Raw genomic sequence first — 19191 nt, forward strand, 5'->3', positions numbered from 1 at the left:
AAATAATTACAAATCCGTAAATTATTTTTTAAATCAAAATGACAGTTGACAGTGCAACCGATTGCACGTAAACTGTAGTAGAATTCTTAGATTAGGGGGAAATGATTTTGACTCAACAAATTTTTGGCATCCATCCATGGAAAGTAGCAACGACTGAATTAGATAAAGAAAACCGTCGTCTACAAGAAAGTTTAACCAGCTTAGGTAACGGATATATGGGAATGCGTGGTAACTTCGAAGAAGCTTATTCCGGCGATCATCACCAAGGAACCTATATGGCAGGCGTATGGTACCCGGACAAAACACGTGTTGGCTGGTGGAAAAACGGCTATCCTGAATATTTTGGAAAAGTAATCAATGCTTTGAACTATATCTACATGCACATTTATGTAGATGGCGAAAAAGTAGATTTGTATACTGATGAATTGAAGGATTTCGATTTATCACTTGATATGCAAAAAGGATTATTAGAGCGTAGCTTCACAATTGTAAAGAATGGAAAAGATGTTTCTGTTAAATTTACGCGTTTCCTAAGTATCCAAACAAAAGAATTATGTGCAATCAAAATGGAAGTGACAGCTTCAGAAAAAACAGCGATTCGGGTAGAGAGCGCGTTGGACGGCGACGTTCGCAACGAAGATTCCAACTACGATGAAATGTTCTGGGAATTTGTAGGAAATTCAGACAACACACTTGTGGTTGAGACGATTCCAAATAACTTCGGTATCGAGCAATTTAGCGTAGCAGCTGCGATGCACCACAATGCAACGGGATTCGAAAATACTGGGAATACAAAAGATTCTTTCTTCGTATCACAGGTATTTGAAGGAACAGCAGATAAAGATAACACAATCACTTTAGAAAAATACATTACCTTAACAACAAGCCGTGATTATAAAAAAGAGCAACTAGCTGAAGAAGCGAATGCAATTTACAACGCAAATGTTTCCGACCGTTCTTTCGAAGAATTGTTGGCAGCACATGCGGAACTTTGGGCGCAACGTTGGGAATTAGCGGATATCGTAATCGGTGGCGATGATGAAGCACAACAAGGGATTCGTTTTAACTTATTCCAATTATTCGCAACATACTATGGCGATGATGAGCGTCTGAACATTGGACCAAAAGGATTCACAGGTGAGAAATACGGCGGAGCAACTTACTGGGATACAGAAGCGTACGGCGTACCGTTCTACTTGGCTGTTACAGATCCACAAGTAACACGTAACCTATTGAAATACCGTCACAACCAATTACCGGGTGCATTCCACAACGCACAACAACAAGGTTTGAAGGGTGCTTTGTACCCAATGGTTACCTTCACAGGTGTCGAGTGTCATAATGAGTGGGAAATTACGTTTGAAGAAATTCACCGTAACGGTGCAATTGCTTACGCCATTTATAACTATTCAGCGTACACAGGTGACGAAAGCTACCTGGAAAATGAAGGGTTGGAAGTCTTAAGCGCAATCAGTCGCTTCTGGGCAGACCGTGTTCACTTCTCAAAACGCGAGCAAGCATACATGATGCATGGCGTAACAGGTCCAAACGAATACGAAAATAACGTAAACAATAACTGGTACACAAACCGTATTGCTGCATGGGTATTGCGTTATACATTAGAAAGTATTGCAAAATTCCCAGCGCGCGAAGCTGCTTTAGAAATCACAGAAGACGAAAAAGCGAAATGGCAAGATATTGTTGACCGCATGTACTTCCCATACGACAAAGAATTAGGTGTATTCGTTCAACACGATACGTTTTTAGATAAAGACTTAATGCCAGTTGAAGATGTACCGGCATCAGACCTACCGTTGAATCAACATTGGTCATGGGACAAAATTCTACGTTCATGCTTCATCAAACAAGCGGACGTTCTACAAGGGGTTTACTTGTTCAGTGACGAATTCACGTTGGAAGAAAAAGAACGTAATTTTGATTTCTACGAACCAATGACAGTTCATGAATCAAGCCTATCTCCATGTATTCACGCGATTTTAGCAGCTGAATTAGGGAAAGAAGAAAAAGCTGTTGAAATGTACAAACGGACAGCGCGTCTTGACTTGGATAACTACAACAACGATACAGAAGACGGCTTGCACATTACGTCAATGACAGGTAGCTGGTTGACAATCGCAGAAGGATTTGCGGGTATGCGTGCTAAAAATGGCTTGCATTTTGCACCATTCTTACCGACTGATTGGGATAACTATGAATTCCACATTAACTACCGTGGCCGTTTAATCTTAATTTCGGTTGATGCAGAAGGCGTTCGTTTAGACCTTGTGAAGGGTGACACTCTAACTGTGACACTTTACAATGAGACACATGAACTAACAGACTCTGTTCACGTTCCTTTGAATAAAGTAGCTAAATAAAAACAGTCATTTTTCAGAAGCGTTCGAATGATGCACTTCTCATTCGAACGCTTACATGGTAATCTTATAGTACTAAAACGAATACTAAGGATAGAGCTTATGACTGTTACGATAAAAGATGTTGCAAAAGAAGCAGGAGTCGCGACTTCAACGGTTTCTCGGACCCTAAAAGACAGTCCGTTAATCAGTGAAACGACTAAAATTAAAGTGCGGGCAGCGATGGCGAAGTTAGGTTATACACCTAATTTTGCTGCTCAAAACCTAGCCAATAAATCGACGCGTACCATCGGGGTAATTCTGCCAGTAGCAACTATGGGAAACCCTGCGCAAAACCCTTTATTTCTTGAAATGATTCAAGAGATAGGGGTAGTTTGCAATGAAAAAAAATATATGATTTCGCTTGCGACCGGGAAAACACTAGATGAATTGAAAGACAGTGTACGGTTGATGCATCAACGTAAATTAGTTGATGGATTTATACTCTTGTATTCGGAAGCGAACGATCCAATCCGGAAGTTCTTGCATGAAGGAAAGATTCCTTATGTCCTCGTAGGGAAGCCGGATATTTATGAAAATGAGACCCTCTATATCGATAACGATAACCGCTTAACAGGGAAAAATGCGACAGAATGGTTACTTCAAAATGGCCATACCCAAATTGGTTATATTGGATTAACGCCTTCCCAATTAGTGGACAAGTTACGCTATGAAGGGTATCGGGACGCACTTTTGGAAGCTGATTTAGAAGTTTTTCCAGAATTATCGTTTGAAACTTCAGCAGATTTCGAAGGATTTCAAACGTTTATAACGGAGAATAAACCAACAGGCTTAGTTGTTGCAGACGATCGTCTTGCATTGCAGGTCCGTGAATATTTACAACAACAACACTTACGTGTACCGGAAGATATATCGTTAATCAGTTTTAATAATTCCGTTTTCGCCACGTTGTCACATCCATTTTTGACGACTGTTGATATTCATGTAAAAGAATTAGCGAAGCAGGCAGCAATGCTCATTATTCATTATCTGCAGGAGCCGGAAACGTTGATGTCAAAGGTAATTGTGCCTCATGAAGTAGTCGAACGTGAAACAGTTAAAAAGATGAATCAAAACGCGTAATGAAATTTATTTGAAAATAATTGTTGACAATCGATTTCGAATTATATAATATACATTCAACACTAAAAATTGAATAAATAAAAAATCAATGATGAAGAGAGTAAATTGGATTATTTTATTTCAGCGAGACAGGGTAGAGTGGAAGCCTGTCAATAAAAAACCAGTTGAACCGCACTCCATCGATGAAGATGTGAAACTAAGTAGCTTCTTCCGCAGATCATGCGTTATTACAATGAGGTGGATATGCCATGAGCATGTCAACTAGAGTGGTACCGCGGACTTCCTATATATATGAACCCGTCTCTTGCGATTAGCAAGGGGCGTTTTTTTTGTACTTAAATTTCTAAAAAGGGGATACCAATGATGATGAAACGACGAAGTAGCTTAGAGAGCAAATAAAAATCCATGCATACTAACAAACATACCCTTAGGAGGAAATTAAGATGAAAAAGAATATGATAAAAGGTTTTGTAGGAATTATGAGTGCAGTATTATTGGCAGCTTGTGGGGCTGAAGCGGAAACAACAAATGAAAGTTCACAAGCAGCTGAAACTGCTGGAGATAAAATCGCACAAATCCAAGAAGCAGGCGTTCTGAATATGGTTACGTCAGCAGATTGGCCACCATACGAATGGCATTTGATTGAAAATGGCGAAGATAAAATTGTCGGATTTGATATTGCTATTGCAGAGTACATTGCGGCTGAACTTGGCGTTGAATTAAATATTACAGATATGGATTTTGACGGTTTAATTCCAGCTGTCTCAACAGGAAAAGCAGATATAATTATGGCTGGGATGAACCCAACGCCAGAAAGATCAGAAAGTGTCGATTTCTCAGACATTTATATCTTAGAAACTGACGTTGTTATGGTCAGAGCAGAAGATGCCGAAAAATATTCAACGCTTGAAGGTATCGAGAATATGAAATGGGCAACACAAAAAGCAACTGTCCAAGAAGACTTCATCAAAGAGACATATCCAGAAAGCTACTTGCAATCAGTTGGTCAATGGGGAACAGCAATTCTTTCTTTGAAAACTGGTAAAGTGGATGGCATTCTAATGGTTGATGCTGTAGCGGAACAATATGTAAAACAAAATCCAGATTTGGCAATTGCAACTGCGCCAATCGAAAGTACACCTAACTCATCTGCAATCGCAGTTCAAAAAGGGAATAAAGAGTTTACTGACAAGATTAATGAGATTCTCGCTGAATTAGAAGAGTCTGGTAAGTTAGATGAGTTTTACGAAGAAAATACAAAATTGATGGAAGAAAAAGTTTCAGCTGAATAGGAGGAAATATGATGGCTAAAAATATTATAATAATTGGTGCTGCTGGTCGAGATTTTCATAACTTCAATACATTCTACCGTGATAACACAGACTATAATGTCGTTGCTTTTACTGCCACACAAATTCCTGATATTGATGGTCGTCGTTATCCAGCTGAACTTGCAGGAACATTATATCCTGCCGGTATTCCAATTTATGCAGAAGAACAATTGCCACAATTGATTGCATCCTTGCAAGTTGAAGAGTGCGTATTCTCTTATAGCGATGTTCATTACGAAACGGTAATGGGAGTCGGCGCAATCGTCAATGCTGCTGGTGCTGACTTCTCTCTATTGGGACCAACAAAAACACAATTAAAAAGTAACAAACCGCTTATCTCTGTAACAGCTGTTCGTACCGGAGCAGGGAAGAGCCAAACATCACGTAAAGTCATTGAAACATTGATGAATAAAGGGTTGCGTGTCATCGCAATTCGTCACCCAATGCCTTACGGAGATTTGAACGCACAACGTGTCCAACGTTTTGCCACTGTTGAAGATTTAGAAAAACACCACTGCACGATTGAAGAGATGGAAGAGTACGAACCGCACGTTGAACGTGGAAATGTCATTTATGCCGGCGTTGACTACTCTGATATCCTTGCTGCAGCGGAAAATGATCCGAGTGGCTGTGATGTAATTTTATGGGATGGTGGAAATAATGACTTCTCATTCTATGAGCCAAATCTCAGCATTACGGTTTTGGACCCACATCGTCCAGGCCATGAGTTGAAATATTATCCCGGTGAAGTTGCCTTGCGTACGGCAGATGTAGCAATTATCAATAAAGTTGATAGTGCAACAAGTGATGCCATTGCAACCGTTGAAGGAAACGTAGTGAAAGCAAATCCTGCTGCAACCATCATTAAAGCTGATTCTACGATTACTGTAGATAATCCCGAATTAATCGCAGGAAAACGCGTATTGGTTGTAGAAGATGGTCCAACACTGACGCACGGGGAAATGCTAATTGGAGCAGGTTCCGTCGCTGCACAACGTTATGGAGCGACGGAAATTGTTGATCCACATCCTTATGCAGTTGGAAAAATTGTTGATACTTTTGCAAAATACCCGCACGTTCAAAATGTGTTGCCAGCGATGGGTTATGGAGAAGAACAACTGAAAGATTTAGAAACAACGATTAATAACACAGATTGTGATGTCGTGATTATCGGTACACCAATCGATTTATCGCGTATTATTACGATTAACAAACCACATACACGTGTTCATTATGAGTTGGATGAAGTAACAACACCTAATTTAGAAACAGTGCTGGATCAGTTTATTGCTCATCATAAACTAGAAAAGAAAACTGCTGTTGCCCATAATTAATATCATCTGGAACTCTTACAACTGAATAGTGATACAATCCATGATAAAAAGAGTAGAGAAAATACTGTCTTTAACAGCGAGCGGGGGATGATGAAAGCCCCGTAGACAGATTTGATTGAACCGCATTTTATCGATGAAAGGGTGAAACTTAGTAGCCTTTTCCGCAGAACAAGCGTTATGTGAATAAGAAGGGTGTGCAAAAAACACATCAATTAGAGTGGTACCGCGGATAATAACTTTACCCGTCTCTTACACACGTAAGAGACGGTCTTTTATTTTAAATATTTTCAACAAAGGAGTACCAAAAATTATGTCCATCGAATTTTTACAAACTTATTTGCCCTTATACTTTCAAGGTGCCGGCTATACGGTTGCCTTATCATTTTTCTCTGTTATCTTAGGGGTGCTCTTGGGAAGCGGCTTGGCAATTGCCAAAATGTCATCCAGTAAATGGCTTAGCATCCCAGCACATGCATACATTCAAGTCGTACGTGGAACACCATTGATGGTGCAATTATTCATTGTTTATTATGGTCTTTACGTACTAAATGTTGACTTACCGGATTTCGCATCTGGTGTTATTACCATCTCTCTGAACTCTGCTGCTTATATCGCTGAAATTATTCGTGCGGGTATTCAAGCCGTTGATAAGGGCCAAATGGAAGCAGCGCGTTCAATCGGAATGAATCAAAATTTAGCAATGCGCAAGATTATTTATCCGCAAGCATTGAAGAATATTTTACCCGCACTAGGGAACGAATTTATTACATTGATGAAAGAATCATCGATTGTTTCCGTTATAGGCATGCAAGATATGATGTTTAAGGCGAAAGTAGTTGCAGGAGCAACGTTTATGCCATTCACTCCTTACATCATCGCAGCTATTTTCTACTTTATCCTCACAACTATCTTTACGAAACTGCTTGAAATTTATGAAAGAAGGTTAAAACAAAGTGATTAAAACGGTTAATTTAACAAAATCATTTGGTGACAAAGAAGTATTAAAAGGTATTAATGAAGAAGTGAAGGACGGCGAAGTTGTTGTTGTTATTGGTCCGTCCGGCTCTGGAAAGAGTACATTTCTACGCTGCCTGAATTTACTGGAGACACCAACATCCGGCGACATTATTTTCAGCGATATAACAATCACACAACCAAAAGCAGATATCGATGCCATTCGTACAAAAATGGGTATGGTATTCCAAAGTTTTAATCTTTTCCCTCATTTAACTGTCTTGGAAAATATTACCATCGGACCGATGGAAATAAATAAAAAAAGTGCAGCCGAAGCCAAAACGATTGCGATGGACTTATTGGAAAGCATGGGATTGGCTGATAAAGCGTTGGTTTATCCTAAATCACTTTCTGGTGGACAACAACAACGTATTGCAATTGCACGGGCATTAGCAATGGAGCCAAGCATGATGTTGTTCGATGAACCAACATCCGCATTGGATCCCGAAATGGTTGGAGAAGTTTTACAAGTTATGAAGAAACTTGCGCTTAACGGTATGACCATGATAGTTGTGACGCATGAAATGGGATTCGCTCGTGAAGTAGGCGATCGCGTCATCTTCATGGACGATGGCGTAGTAGTCGAAAAAGGAACACCAGAAGAAATTTTTGATAACCCGCAAAACGAACGAACGCAAAACTTTTTATCTAAAGTCTTATAAAAATAAAAAACCCGCAGCTTGTCTTCACTGAAGAGTGAATAGCAAGCTGCGGGTTTTTGTGTATATGGGTTATAGTGGCTCACTCAGACAGAAAAAGGCGCGTGAGTGAGCCAAAAGCAGAAAAAGGGCTCACTCAGACAGGAAAAACGGTTTGAGTGAGCCATAAACAGAAAAATGGCTCACTCAGGCAAGAAAATTCGTTTGAGTGAGCCATTTGCAAAATTTAACTTAATGCTTCATTATAATGCGCACGTTCGCCGCCGATTGAACGGGGTCTTGTCCGGGCAGCAGAAAGGATCGCACCGCCGATATTTTTCGTTTCTAAGCGAACGGGTACAACGACAGGGATCATATGCATACCGATAAACGTTTGGCCGATGTCCAGACCTGCTTTTGCTTCGACTTCTTCTACTACGACAGCATGTTCCATTTGGTTATAAGCTGCAGTAGCAAAGCTGCCACCAGCATGTATGTGAGGAACGGCATTTACGATTGGGTAACGGTAATCTTTGGCAGCTGCTTTTTCAATCACTAATGCGCGGTTCAAATGTTCGCAACATTGCGCTGCTAAATACAAATTATGTTCTGACAGGATTCTTTGTGCAGTTTCGAAGATCAGTTTCCCTGTTTCTTCGCTTGAAGCCGTTCCGATTTTCTGGCTATTGACTTCACTTGAAGAACAGCCGATGACTACGATATCGCCATCTTCTAATTTTGAAACAGCAAGCAATTCATTCAGTGCTGTTTCTACTTGATTTTTTATTTCTGTTAACATCTTCTATTCCTCCATTCATCTTTACTATTATCTAATAAAAAAATAGTTTTGTCATTCTCCTAGTGTTGAGAGCGTTTTTTCGAACGAGAAATATAATTTAAAACATATTGTTCGTATTTAGGGTGTTTACAATTCTTTATATAGGACATATAATGTAAATAGTTAATAAATACATATTTTAATTACTTTTTTCAAATAATCGTTCGTATATAGGGGGATAAAATGGAAACTAAAATGACGAAACCAGTAGCAATGCTTAACAAAAAAGCTGGTGTAGAAAAAGACGAGAGCTCAGATTTAATTTATGGAATTGATGATACGCCTGATATCGTAACAACAACTGTTTTGGGTTTTCAGAATGTTATTACTTCATTCGGTGGGTTAGTAGCTGTTCCGTTAGTGATTGCAGGAATGGCAGGATTTGGCGTGACGGATACAGCTTACCTCGTTAGTGCTGCATTATTAGTTTCTGGTATTGTCTCAATTATACAGTCTAAAGGTATTGGTCCTAAGTTTTTCCGAGTAGGGGCAGGTCTACCAACCATCATGGGGACGGACTTTGCTTTCGTTGGCCCGGCAGCTTCTGTTATTGCAACAGGGGGGATTGCAGCCTACTTCGGTGGAACGATGTTAGCATCCTTGTTGGAGCTAGGGATGAGTTATTTCATTAAGCCCTTGATGAAATTCTTTCCGCCAGTTGTAACAGGTTCGGTTATTGCCTTAATGGGTATGACATTAATGTCGGTTGCAATGGAATGGGCCGCAGGCGGATTAGGTTCCGCAACTTATGGTGCGCCTCTCAACTTAGCAATCGCGGTAATCGTTTTTCTAATCATCGTTTTAATTAATCATTATGCAGGTAAGAAATTTGCGCCATTAGCAGTATTATTAGGTGCGGCAATTGGTTACTTCATTTGTATTCCATTGGGTATGGTTGATTTCCAACAAGTTCGCGATGCTAGCTGGTTTGCATTACCTCAATTATTTAAGTATGGTATCTCATTTAAATTAGAATATGCACTTCCTTTCTTAACAGGTTACTTGGTAACAATTATTGAAACAGTAGGAGTTATGCAAACGCTAGGTCAAGTTACGAAAACAGAACTTAAAGACGAAGATATCGCAGCAGGTGTGCGTGCCGATGCTGTAGGTTCTTGGATTGGACCGTTGTTCGGTTCAGGCCCGACTGCTACGTTCAGTCAAAATGCAGGTTTGATTCCGATGACACGTAATGCTTCTCGTAAAGTTGCCATTGCGGCAGGTTTCATTATGATCTTAATGAGTCTATTCCCTAAATTTGCAACACTTGTTTCCATTATGCCGATGCCAGTTCTTGGTGGTGCAGGGCTATTGATGTTCGGTAACGTTGCAGCGGCAGGGATTCAATCCTTATCACGTGTGAAATTTAATAATCGTAATATGTTAATCGTTGCGGGTGCTCTTGCAGTTGGATTAGGAGTTTCCTTCCGACCTGAAGTTACAGCTGGTTTACCTGCCTTCCTAGGTGGTTTGTTCTCATCTGGTATTTCAGCAGGAACGATTGTTGCACTGTTATTAAACATTATCCTGAAAGAACAACAAGAAACAGTAGAAATTCAAGAAGCAGTATAGAAGATAGTAAAGAAGGGCCTGGACAGCTGTCCAGGTCTTTTTCTATGTCTAAGGCAGGCACGCGCCCCTAAGCGTCTTTGTTCCTGATTCTATTTAAATGTGTTATTCTTTTTTACGAATGTTGAAAGAAGGGATAGGTATGAACTATCGATTTGAAAACGGCAAACATGCACAGCTGACGATTGATTTAGAAATTGCTGCTGCGAAATCAGAGATATGGAAGTTACTGGCCACAACCGAGGGAATAACGCAATGGTTTCCTGAGTTACATGCAGATAATTTACCAGAAGCGGGCATGTTGACCTTTAAGACGGAAAATGGCCAAGAGGAAATGACCCTTCTTGAATATGTTGAAGGAGCTATATTGAGTTTCAAATGGGGGAGTGGACGCGTAAGCTTTATGCTTAAAGAACTTGAGTCGGCTAAAACGCTCATTCATTTTAAAGAACAGCTGCCTTATGATTTTACTGGCCTGTCCAAAGATTTAGCCGGGTGGATGATGCAATTGGAGCGTTTGCGGACAATCGCAGAAAAAAGGGCCTTTACCTTAGATAAAGACACCTTTAGGAAATATATTGAAGAAATTGAGACTTCACTTAGCGAGCGTGTGATTTAACAAGCGGCGAAATGTTTCAGCATCTTCTATTGTAAAAGGTTTGGGACCCTTCGTCCGTTTCCCGCTTTTACGGATTTTGGCACTGATATAGCGCGATTCGAGTAAATTCGCAATGTTATCATTATTGTATTCAAATCCTTTATGATGAAGAACCGTCGCTTTTTTACCAAGTGCAAGAGAAGCAAGACCGTAATCTTGCGTAATTAAAATATCATCTTTTTGAAGAAGCTGCATGATACGATAATCGGCAGCTTCTTTTGCTGAGTCGACATAAATCGTTTCCACATGAGCGGGATGAATCTTTGTTGAATAGTGGGCATAACTGGCTACCAAGACCACTTTCAAACCATGCTTTTTTGCTTCATCGATGACAATATCTTTCACGGGGCTGGCGTCACTATCGATCATAATCTTGATAAACATCATTCCTTTCGTTAGTCATATTTTAACATGAATAGCGGTAAAACTTGAAAATTGTATAAGTATCGTTAAATATACTTGTTTTACAACTTAAAACAAATTAACATAATAGTATAGAATACGAACGGAAAGAGGATAATATATGAAAATTGGGATAGATAAGATAGGATTTTATGGTCCACCCTATTACATAGATATGGTAGATTTAGCCAACGAACGTGGTGATGATCCAAGCAAATATACAATTGGAATTGGTCAAGCACAAATGGCTGTCGCACCTTTAAGTCAAGATATTGTGTCAATGGCAGTAAATGCGGCACTTGTTTTCTTGGACGATGAAGATAGAGCTAAGATTGATTTAGTTGTTGTTGGGACAGAAAGTGGCTTCGATGCATCCAAATCAGCTTCCGTTTACGTTCACGAATTATTAGGCATTCAGCCCCATGCACGTTCATTTGAAGTGAAACAAGCGTGTTACGGAGCAACTGCCGGGATTCAAATGGCGAAAGATTATGTGACTTTGCATCCGGACCGGGCTGCTTTGGTAATCGGTACAGATGTCGCGCGTTATGGTTTAGCAACGGGTGGGGAAGTTACGCAAGGGGCTGGCGCGATTGCAATGTTGATTACTGCAAATCCTCGCATCCTACAATTAGATTCCGAGAGTGCTTTCTATTCGCGTGATATCATGGACTTTTGGCGCCCAAGTTATTCCGAATATGCAATGGTAGACGGTAAATACTCAAATGAGCAGTACATCGCTTTCTTTAAGGAAGTATGGGCGACTTACAAACAAAAAACAGCACACTCCTTAGCGGATTTCGCAGCTCTTTGCTTCCATTTACCTTATACGAAGATGGGGAAAAAGGCTTTCTCAGAAATCCTAAACGAGGTGGATGAAGACAAACAGAAAGCGTTGCTGGAAAATTATCAATCCAGTACCTTGCTGAATCGCAATGTAGGTAATATTTATACGGGTTCCTTATATTTGAGTTTTCTTTCTCTTCTATTAAATAGCAATACGTTAAATGCCGGTGATCGCATCGGATTATTTAGTTACGGTTCGGGTGCAGTGGGTGAATTCTTTAGCGGAACGTTAGCTCCTGCATTCAAAGCGTCGCTATCGGCTGAAAAAGTAGCAGAGATGTTCGCCGCACGTGAGCAAATTACGGTCGCTGAATATGAACGCATTTTCTCACAAAGTCTTCCTAAAGATGGTGGGGAGTTGGTTATTCCCGCTGAGAAGGATTCTTCAGCCGTTCGCTTGGCAGCTGTACGTGAACATAAACGCTTTTACGAAATAAATTAGTCTACAAGCACTAAAATTGTTATTCCCAATTCGAAATGTTATACTAGGTTTGTAAGAGAAAATCTGATTTTAGAAAGGGAGTTTTTTGATGACAAAGTATGGTGTAGTAGTTGGATCAACACGTAAGAATTCATTTTCAAGAACGTTAGCAAACGGTATTGTAGCAGGTTTACCCGCAGATGCAGAAGTAACGTATTTGGAAATTGCGGATTTACCACTTTACAATCAAGACTACGATGCAGATTCACCAGAAGTATACACGAAGTTTCGTGAGCAAGTTGCTGCGCAAGATGCAATTATCTTCACGACTCCGGAACATAACCGTAGTATCTCTGCAGCATTGAAAAATGCTTTAGATGTGGCTTCACGTCCATGGGGTGAAAACGTTTGGGCTGGTAAACCAGCATTAGTGGCTTCTCAATCTATTTCAGGTATCTCAGGCGTATTGGCGAACCATGTTCTACGTCAATCATTGACTTTCTTGGATATGCCAACAATGCAACAACCTGAAGTTTACGTAGCTAATTCAGGCGAATTGTTGGGTGAAGAAGGCGAAGTAGCAAATGCGGATACAGCTGCATTCTTGAAAGAAGTCGGACAAACATTCGACGCTTTCACTAAAAAATTCAAATAATTTAAAATAAAAACAATGCTCTGAAGGTCATAAGGGTGGCGACCCCCAAAAGTTAGAGTTTTAATTATGCAGCCAATTGGCTGGTTTGAGTTCGGTATTCTACTGGACTTAGGCCAGCCAATTTTTCTTTCGATCGAACTTGGTTGTACCAATCGATATACTCGGAAATCCTTGATTCAAGCTCACCATAACTTACCATTTTTTCTCCGTGATACATTTCCTGTTTCAGAATGCCGAAGAAATTTTCCATCGCTGCATTATCAGCACACGTTGCTTTCCGAGACATGCTTTGAAAGAGTTTGTTTTTCTTCAAGATTTTAACCCACTTGTTGTGCTGGTACTGCCACCCTTGGTCCGAATGAAGGGTCGTGCGGACGGTGCCGTGTTTACGAATGATGCCGACGGCCTCCTGCAGGGGCTTCATCACGAAGTCCAGAGTTGGTCGCTTATTCATGCTGTAGGCGATGACCTCTCCGTTATACAAGTCCAGAATAGGGCTAAAGTATAACTTCTCCTCCCCCATACACTTGAATTCAGTGACGTCCGTGACGAGTTTCTGTAAGGGGATAGTGGTGTGGAAGCGCCGATTCAGTCGGTTCTTCGCAACGGTTCCCACTTTCCCTCTATAGGAATTGTACTTGCGAGACTTCCGCATGAACTTGACACATTTTAAACCTATTTCTTGCATGAGGCGGTACACCTTTTTGTGGTTGACGCAATGTCCCAGTTTTTGCATTTCCTTCGTGAGTCGTTTATACCCATACCGCTCTTTGAACTGAAAGAAAAGCTGTCGGATCAGCTCTTTTAGAGCCCCATCCGGGTCCGCTATTCCCAGTTGTTTCGCGTGGTAATGGTACGTTGCGGATGGGATTCCAACTACTGAAAGGATATCCTTCAGTTTGAATCCTTCTTCTTTGAGTGCGTATGCCACTGCTGTTTGTGCTTTTCGAGAAAGGTGTCTGGATTCTCCCGGAAAGCTTTCAACTTTTTTAAGTAAGCAATCTCTAATCTTAGTAATTCATTTTCACGTTCCAGCTCTTCTTGGGAAAGAGAAGTGGACTTTGCTTGTTTTCCCGGCTGTTTTCTCGGTTTTCTGGACATGGGAGGTCGCCCCTTTTGTTTTGGTTTCAGGCCTTTTATCCCGTTCTCTTGGAAGGCCCGGTTCCAGTTGGCGATGAGGGAAGGATTGTTCATGCCGAAGGCAATGGCCGTTTCGGAATAAGAAGCGCCTGTTTCTTTCATAAAGTGTAATACATCCACCTTGAATTGAACAGGGTAGACCGTCTTCTTCCGCTTCCTCTTCAGACCTTCCAACCCGAATTCTTGGAAAAATGTCACCCATTTTCGGACGGTTGCGGCATCAGGAATGGCATGTTTCTTCGCCAAGGCGCTATATCCCAACGGGCCATCCAGATATTCTTGCACAACTTGTAACTTGAATGCTTCACTATATTTTGCCATAAAAAGAACCCCCAAAAGTTTAGATTTTACTCTAACTTTTGGGGGTCGGTACCAAGTGGCCCTCTGAGCATTGTTTTTTTGCAATTATTCGGATTGACGGAAGCTTTCTAAGATTTCTTTTGCTGTTGCGAGATTCATGTTTTTCGATTGGTTTAATTTTTCGGAAACAATCATAATCTCATCACCTTGTGCACCTGCGCTGATTGCCAGTGAGCGTGAGTGAAGGGCCATATGCCCCCTTTGAATACCGTCCGTAACCAAGGCGCGGATTGCGGAAAAGTTTTGAGCCAGTCCAACCGAAACGATGATTGATTCCAGTGTATCTGCGCTCGGATTTCCAAGTAACTCATGCGCAATTTTTGCTCCAGGATGGAAGGAGATTGATCCACCGACTGCCCCAATAGGCAGAGGAATCGTTAATTCTCCCACTAAATCTCCATTTTCTCCCTTTGACCAGTTGGTTAGACTGCGATATTGACCGCTGCGCGAAGCATAAGCATGCACGCCGGCTGAGATTGCACGCCAGTCATTTCCAGTCGCAATCACAACGGCATCAATTCCATTCATGATGCCTTTGTTATGGGTAACTGCTCGATAGGGGTCTACGACCGCGGCATGAGAAGCGAGAACAATACGATCACGGACCTCTTCTCCGCTCCAATCGTTAGTAGCCAATGCAGTACTAGGGATGCGACAGGTTGCCGTTGCCAGGCATTCGGTGGCGTAATTGGATAAAATGCCCATCAACGCCTTTCCACCGGATAATTCTTCAACCAAAGGAATGATTGCTTCCATCATCGTATTAATGATATTCGCACCCATTGCTTCAAGCGTTTTTACATATAAATGTAAAATTAAAAATTCCGGTGTTCCGGCCGCAATATCTTCTTTAATATGATTGAGACTTATGACATCGGCACCTCCGCCTCGTCTAACGATAGAAGGGTGGGCATCATTTGCCGCCTGAATAATCGTTGCCTCAGCATCTTCCAACACTTTGATGGCCTGTAAACAATCCGGTATATCGGTTAAGATAACCTGTCCAATCATCGTCCGTGTTGTCGTTGCTGTCTTAAAGCCGCCGTAAGGAGCAAATAGCTTCGCTGCTGAACTGGCTGCTGCAACAACAGAGGGTTCTTCAATCGCCATTGGAACGGCATACGCTTCATCATCAATTAGAAAATTCAAAGCGACTCCAAAGGGAAGTTGGTAGGTTGCCAACTGATTTTCAATCATGCTGTCAGCTATTTCCGCTGATAATTGTAAATCATCAGTAAAAGCTTTTGCGCTCTCTTCCGATAAAACCCCCGACTTGACGAGAGCTTCTATTCGTTCCGATTTACTTTTTTGATAAAATTTACTTAAATAGTGTGTCTCTTTATCTTCCAATTCCATTCTCCTCATCACTTACTCTCATGCTTATCATACAATAAACCTACTACAAATAAAATAAGAGGCCGGAACAAGTTGTCCCAACCTCCTTAATCATCTTACATTGTTTCGCGTTCAACCGTTGCTTCAGGATCCAGCAAAACATTTTTATTAAACTGACCAATAGCATTAGAGGAGACGACACCCGCAAGGATGGAGTCATTCACGTTAACCATTGTCCGCATCATATCAATAATTGGTTCAACCGAGATAACCAATCCAACAATTGCAATCGGTAGGTTCAATGTACTTAAAACGATTAATGCTGCAAAGGTTGCACCACCACCAACGCCGGCAACACCAAATGAGCCAATCGTTACGATTAAGATAAGTGATAGAAGGAATCCGATACTCGTAACGTCAATACCGACAGTCGGCGCTACAATGGTAGCCAACATCGCCGGATAAACGCCCGCACAGCCGTTTTGCCCGATAGACACACCAAAGCTGGCAGAGAAGTTTGCGGATGCATCATCCACCCCTAAAGCCTCTGTTTGCGTTTTAATGTTAAGTGGCAGAGCACCTGCACTTGAACGTGCCGTAAATGCAAAACTCAAAACAGGGAAAGCTTTCTTGAAGTAGGTCATCGGACTCACTTTTTGACTAATTAAAATCGCTGAGTGAACCAACAGAACAACAAATAATGCTGCATAGGAAGCTAACACGAACACACCCAGATTAACAATGGCCTGGAAGCTGGACGTTGCCATCATCCGTGTGGTTAAAGCAAGAATTCCGTAAGGTGTCAATCTTAGAATCAAGGTTACGATACGCATAACGATGGCATGAAGAGCATTTAACCCTTTCTTAAACGCAGCAGCGTGCTCTGGTTCTTTCCGTTTGATACCCATATATGCTAAACCAGTCAGCGATGAAATGATAACGACAGAAATAGTCGAAGTGTCACGCAGACCCGCAAAGTCTTGGAAAATATTTTGGGGGATAAATGATAAAATTTGTCCCGGAATTGTTAACCCTTCAACTTGAGTTTGACGATCTGCTAACGATTGAATACGTGCGGTTTCAGCCGCACCTTCTGTAAATTGTGCACCATCCAAGTTGAAGATAAGCACAAATGCCCATCCAATAAAAGCAGCAATGGCAGTAGTGGCTAATAAAGTGAACAAGACAGACCCACTGATTTTACCCAGATCCTTTGTCTGCTCTATTTTTGTAAATGCCCCCACGATTGAAACAAAAATCAGTGGCATAATCAGCATACGTAAGAAGCTGACATAACCTGACCCCACAATATTCGTCCAATCAATAAAAGTAGTAGTCGTTTGACTATCTGCTCCGAAAATCAATTGAATAACAATACCAAAAACAAGTCCGACTATTAATGCAGTAAAAACACGTGTCGTAAACTTAATATGTTTTGTGGACATACGATAAAGTGCAAATAAAATAAGTGAAAATACAAGTAGCAAAGCCACAATAACAAAATTATCCATTTCTATTCCTCCTTTAGTTCTTACGATCATTATAGAGGAATAGATAGGGATATTCGAATAATCAGTTTCTAAACATGTAGAAAGTCTTTTACAGCTTTTTTCATTTCAGAAATAGAAACAACTTTATCATGTACGATTTCTCCAGATAATGCTTCTTCAATGGCGGCAGGGAAGGGATTATGCGTGAGTGTGCGCACTTCTTTCAAGGCGCTTATTAAGTCCGTGCTTTCGAAATCAGGAGCTAGAGCTTCCAATACTGCCTCGGGAAATTTGTACGGACTAGCAGTAGAAGCAATCACCATTGGCCGGTCATTTTGGAAGTGACTTGCTACAAAAGAAGCCACCGCTGTATGCGGATCAATCGTATAGTTGGCTTCGGTATGTACCCGTTTAATTTCATTTATGACATCTGCTTCGGTGGCGGAACCGGCTCTGAATGCTTCCGCGTCCTGTAACATTTGCGCAGTGATGCGGTACTGTCCTTTAACCGACAAATCTGTCATGTATGTTTCAATTAATTCTGAATTTTCTTTCGATAAATGATAAAGCAGACGCTCCAAGTTACTTGAAACGAGAATATCCATCGAAGGGGAGGATGTCAGAACAAATTCCCGATTTCGATTATAGGTACCGGACTTAAAGAAATCAGTCAGGACATTATTCTCGTTTGATGCAACGATCAAACGAGCGATAGGCAGCCCCATTTCTTTGGCATAATAAGCCGCTAAAATATTCCCGAAGTTTCCAGTTGGAACACAGACATCCATCTCTTCGCCAACCGTCAATTTATTAGTGGCCAAAAGCTGCTTATAAGCATCAATATAGTAAATGATTTGCGGAATCAGACGACCAATGTTGATAGAGTTCGCCGAAGATAGTTGCAAATGGTGGTTTGCTAATTCCTGGCGTAAATCAGGATCGGCAAATAAAGCTTTCACCTGGCTTTGCGCATCATCAAAATTACCTTCGATTGCGACAACTGAAACGTTGGTGCCTTTTTGCGTCAGCATTTGTCTTTCTTGAAACGCGCTCACACCATTTTTAGGATAAAAAACAATAATTTTAGTTCCTGGAACATCTTGGAAACCGACAAGTGCGGCTTTGCCTGTGTCGCCACTTGTCGCGGTTAAAATAACACTATCATTCTTATTTTTATTTTTTTTTGCTGCTATGGTCATAAACTTCGGTAAAATCGAAAGTGCGACATCCTTGAAAGCGATGGTCGGTCCGTGGAAAAGCTCTAAGTAATAAGAATTCCCCGCTTGGACGAGAGGAGTAATGGCCGCATCCGAGAATTTTTCAGAATAAACGTGGATGCATTCCTTCAGTTCTTCTTCCGTAAAGTCAGTTAGAAAAGATTGTAAAACCGCATAAGCAATTTCTTCGTACGATTTATGAGGTAACTCAGCTAAAGGAACGTTCAACTTGGGAATAAAGGAAGGAACGAATAAACCACCATCTGGCGCTATTCCAGCTAAAATCGCTTGAGAAGCAGTAACCTTTAAATCTTTATTGCGCGTGCTATGGTATGTTAGTGTCATGGTGAACTCCTTTCAAAATGAGTGTTTTCTAATGAAAGTATGCCATATTATTAGAGAAAACTCAATTAGTGTTTTGTAGTTGTAAGGGGAGCTTTCGGTCA

17 protein-coding genes and 2 other annotated features are annotated in these 19191 nt (G+C 41.0%); of the genes, 10 read left to right on the forward strand and 7 right to left on the reverse strand.

Annotation, left to right across the window (positions count from 1 at the left end):
* Positions 1–101: 101 nt before the first annotated feature.
* The 6 genes from G7058_RS09570 (at position 102) to G7058_RS09595 (ending at position 7838) form a co-directional block, all read left to right on the forward strand.
* Complete coding sequence (locus G7058_RS09570; RefSeq protein ID WP_166063332.1) at positions 102–2378, forward strand: glycoside hydrolase family 65 protein; 2277 nt, start codon at positions 102–104, stop codon at positions 2376–2378.
* Between the two features lie 99 nt (positions 2379–2477).
* Positions 2478–3497: a LacI family DNA-binding transcriptional regulator gene (locus G7058_RS09575; RefSeq protein WP_166063333.1), complete on the forward strand. Its 1020-nt coding sequence runs from the start codon at positions 2478–2480 to the stop codon at positions 3495–3497.
* Between the two features lie 79 nt (positions 3498–3576).
* Positions 3577–3805, forward strand: a binding site (T-box leader).
* A 135-nt stretch (positions 3806–3940) separates the two neighbouring features.
* Entirely contained in the window at positions 3941–4789 is an 849-nt protein-coding gene (locus G7058_RS09580) for a transporter substrate-binding domain-containing protein (protein ID WP_166063334.1), read from the forward strand.
* Positions 4790–4800: 11 nt separating this feature from the next.
* Positions 4801–6162: a cyclic 2,3-diphosphoglycerate synthase gene (locus tag G7058_RS09585; RefSeq protein WP_227004433.1), complete on the forward strand. Its 1362-nt coding sequence runs from the start codon at positions 4801–4803 to the stop codon at positions 6160–6162.
* A 31-nt stretch (positions 6163–6193) separates the two neighbouring features.
* Positions 6194–6415, forward strand: a binding site (T-box leader).
* Between the two features lie 57 nt (positions 6416–6472).
* A complete protein-coding gene (locus G7058_RS09590) occupies positions 6473–7123 on the forward strand; it encodes an amino acid ABC transporter permease (RefSeq protein WP_166063336.1) in 651 nt (216 codons plus the stop codon).
* Complete coding sequence (locus G7058_RS09595) at positions 7116–7838, forward strand: amino acid ABC transporter ATP-binding protein (RefSeq protein WP_166063338.1); 723 nt, start codon at positions 7116–7118, stop codon at positions 7836–7838. The genes G7058_RS09590 and G7058_RS09595 overlap by 8 nt, the downstream gene beginning before the upstream one ends.
* A 223-nt stretch (positions 7839–8061) precedes the next feature.
* Here the strand turns inward: G7058_RS09595 and G7058_RS09600 are convergent, their stop codons facing one another.
* A complete protein-coding gene (locus tag G7058_RS09600; protein ID WP_166063339.1) occupies positions 8062–8613 on the reverse strand; it encodes a TIGR01440 family protein in 552 nt (183 codons plus the stop codon).
* Between the two features lie 222 nt (positions 8614–8835).
* On the opposite strand from G7058_RS09600, the gene G7058_RS09605 reads away from it, so the two are divergent.
* Together G7058_RS09605 and G7058_RS09610 are read left to right on the forward strand one after the other, a co-directional pair.
* Entirely contained in the window at positions 8836–10224 is a 1389-nt protein-coding gene (locus G7058_RS09605) for a uracil-xanthine permease family protein (protein ID WP_227004434.1), read from the forward strand.
* Between the two features lie 139 nt (positions 10225–10363).
* Positions 10364–10840: an SRPBCC family protein gene (locus tag G7058_RS09610; protein WP_166063340.1), complete on the forward strand. Its 477-nt coding sequence runs from the start codon at positions 10364–10366 to the stop codon at positions 10838–10840.
* Here G7058_RS09610 and G7058_RS09615 read toward each other — a convergent pair.
* Positions 10817–11257 (reverse strand): YaiI/YqxD family protein, encoded by a 441-nt coding sequence (locus tag G7058_RS09615; protein ID WP_166063764.1) that lies wholly within the window; start codon positions 11255–11257, stop codon positions 10817–10819. The two genes, G7058_RS09610 and G7058_RS09615, sit on opposite strands and share 24 nt — an antisense overlap.
* 145 nt (positions 11258–11402) lie before the next feature.
* On the opposite strand from G7058_RS09615, the gene G7058_RS09620 reads away from it, so the two are divergent.
* Together G7058_RS09620 and G7058_RS09625 are read left to right on the forward strand one after the other, a co-directional pair.
* Positions 11403–12569 (forward strand): hydroxymethylglutaryl-CoA synthase, encoded by a 1167-nt coding sequence (locus tag G7058_RS09620; RefSeq protein ID WP_166063341.1) that lies wholly within the window; start codon positions 11403–11405, stop codon positions 12567–12569.
* An 88-nt stretch (positions 12570–12657) separates the two neighbouring features.
* On the forward strand, positions 12658–13203 hold the full coding sequence (locus G7058_RS09625; RefSeq protein WP_166063342.1) for an NADPH-dependent FMN reductase: 546 nt from the start codon (positions 12658–12660) through the stop codon (positions 13201–13203).
* Between the two features lie 64 nt (positions 13204–13267).
* Here the strand turns inward: G7058_RS09625 and G7058_RS09630 are convergent, their stop codons facing one another.
* The 5 genes from G7058_RS09630 to thrC form a co-directional block, all read right to left on the reverse strand.
* The gene (locus G7058_RS09630; RefSeq protein ID WP_227004523.1) at positions 13268–14212 is read right to left on the reverse strand and encodes an IS3 family transposase; all 945 of its coding nucleotides are present in this window, start codon (positions 14210–14212) and stop codon (positions 13268–13270) included.
* On the reverse strand, positions 14098–14664 hold the full coding sequence (locus tag G7058_RS09635) for a helix-turn-helix domain-containing protein (RefSeq protein WP_166062738.1): 567 nt from the start codon (positions 14662–14664) through the stop codon (positions 14098–14100). Before G7058_RS09635 ends, G7058_RS09630 begins: the two co-directional genes overlap by 115 nt.
* Positions 14665–14748: 84 nt before the next feature.
* Positions 14749–16053 carry a hydroxymethylglutaryl-CoA reductase, degradative gene (locus G7058_RS09640; RefSeq protein WP_227004435.1) on the reverse strand — a complete coding sequence of 435 codons (1305 nt, stop codon included), beginning with the start codon at positions 16051–16053 and terminating at the stop codon, positions 14749–14751.
* Positions 16054–16154: 101 nt separating this feature from the next.
* Positions 16155–17549, reverse strand: coding sequence for an L-cystine transporter (locus tag G7058_RS09645; protein WP_166063344.1), 1395 nt, complete (start codon positions 17547–17549; stop codon positions 16155–16157).
* Between the two features lie 68 nt (positions 17550–17617).
* Positions 17618–19090 carry a threonine synthase gene (thrC, locus tag G7058_RS09650; protein WP_166063345.1) on the reverse strand — a complete coding sequence of 491 codons (1473 nt, stop codon included), beginning with the start codon at positions 19088–19090 and terminating at the stop codon, positions 17618–17620.
* Positions 19091–19191: the final 101 nt, after the last annotated feature.

The organism is Jeotgalibaca porci (assembly GCF_011299095.1).
Lineage (GTDB): Bacteria > Bacillota > Bacilli > Lactobacillales > Aerococcaceae > Jeotgalibaca > Jeotgalibaca porci.

Coding starts and splice junctions, on each gene's coding strand:
- G7058_RS09570 (WP_166063332.1), top strand. CDS start 102: ATGATTTTGACTCAACAAATTTTTGGCATCCATCCATGGAAAGTAGCA.
- G7058_RS09575 (WP_166063333.1), top strand. CDS start 2,478: ATGACTGTTACGATAAAAGATGTTGCAAAAGAAGCAGGAGTCGCGACT.
- G7058_RS09580 (WP_166063334.1), top strand. CDS start 3,941: ATGAAAAAGAATATGATAAAAGGTTTTGTAGGAATTATGAGTGCAGTA.
- G7058_RS09585 (WP_227004433.1), top strand. CDS start 4,801: ATGGCTAAAAATATTATAATAATTGGTGCTGCTGGTCGAGATTTTCAT.
- G7058_RS09590 (WP_166063336.1), top strand. CDS start 6,473: ATGTCCATCGAATTTTTACAAACTTATTTGCCCTTATACTTTCAAGGT.
- G7058_RS09600 (WP_166063339.1), bottom strand. CDS start 8,613: ATGTTAACAGAAATAAAAAATCAAGTAGAAACAGCACTGAATGAATTG.
- G7058_RS09605 (WP_227004434.1), top strand. CDS start 8,836: ATGGAAACTAAAATGACGAAACCAGTAGCAATGCTTAACAAAAAAGCT.
- G7058_RS09610 (WP_166063340.1), top strand. CDS start 10,364: ATGAACTATCGATTTGAAAACGGCAAACATGCACAGCTGACGATTGAT.
- G7058_RS09620 (WP_166063341.1), top strand. CDS start 11,403: ATGAAAATTGGGATAGATAAGATAGGATTTTATGGTCCACCCTATTAC.
- G7058_RS09625 (WP_166063342.1), top strand. CDS start 12,658: ATGACAAAGTATGGTGTAGTAGTTGGATCAACACGTAAGAATTCATTT.
- G7058_RS09635 (WP_166062738.1), bottom strand. CDS start 14,664: ATGGCAAAATATAGTGAAGCATTCAAGTTACAAGTTGTGCAAGAATAT.
- G7058_RS09645 (WP_166063344.1), bottom strand. CDS start 17,549: ATGGATAATTTTGTTATTGTGGCTTTGCTACTTGTATTTTCACTTATT.
- thrC (WP_166063345.1), bottom strand. CDS start 19,090: ATGACACTAACATACCATAGCACGCGCAATAAAGATTTAAAGGTTACT.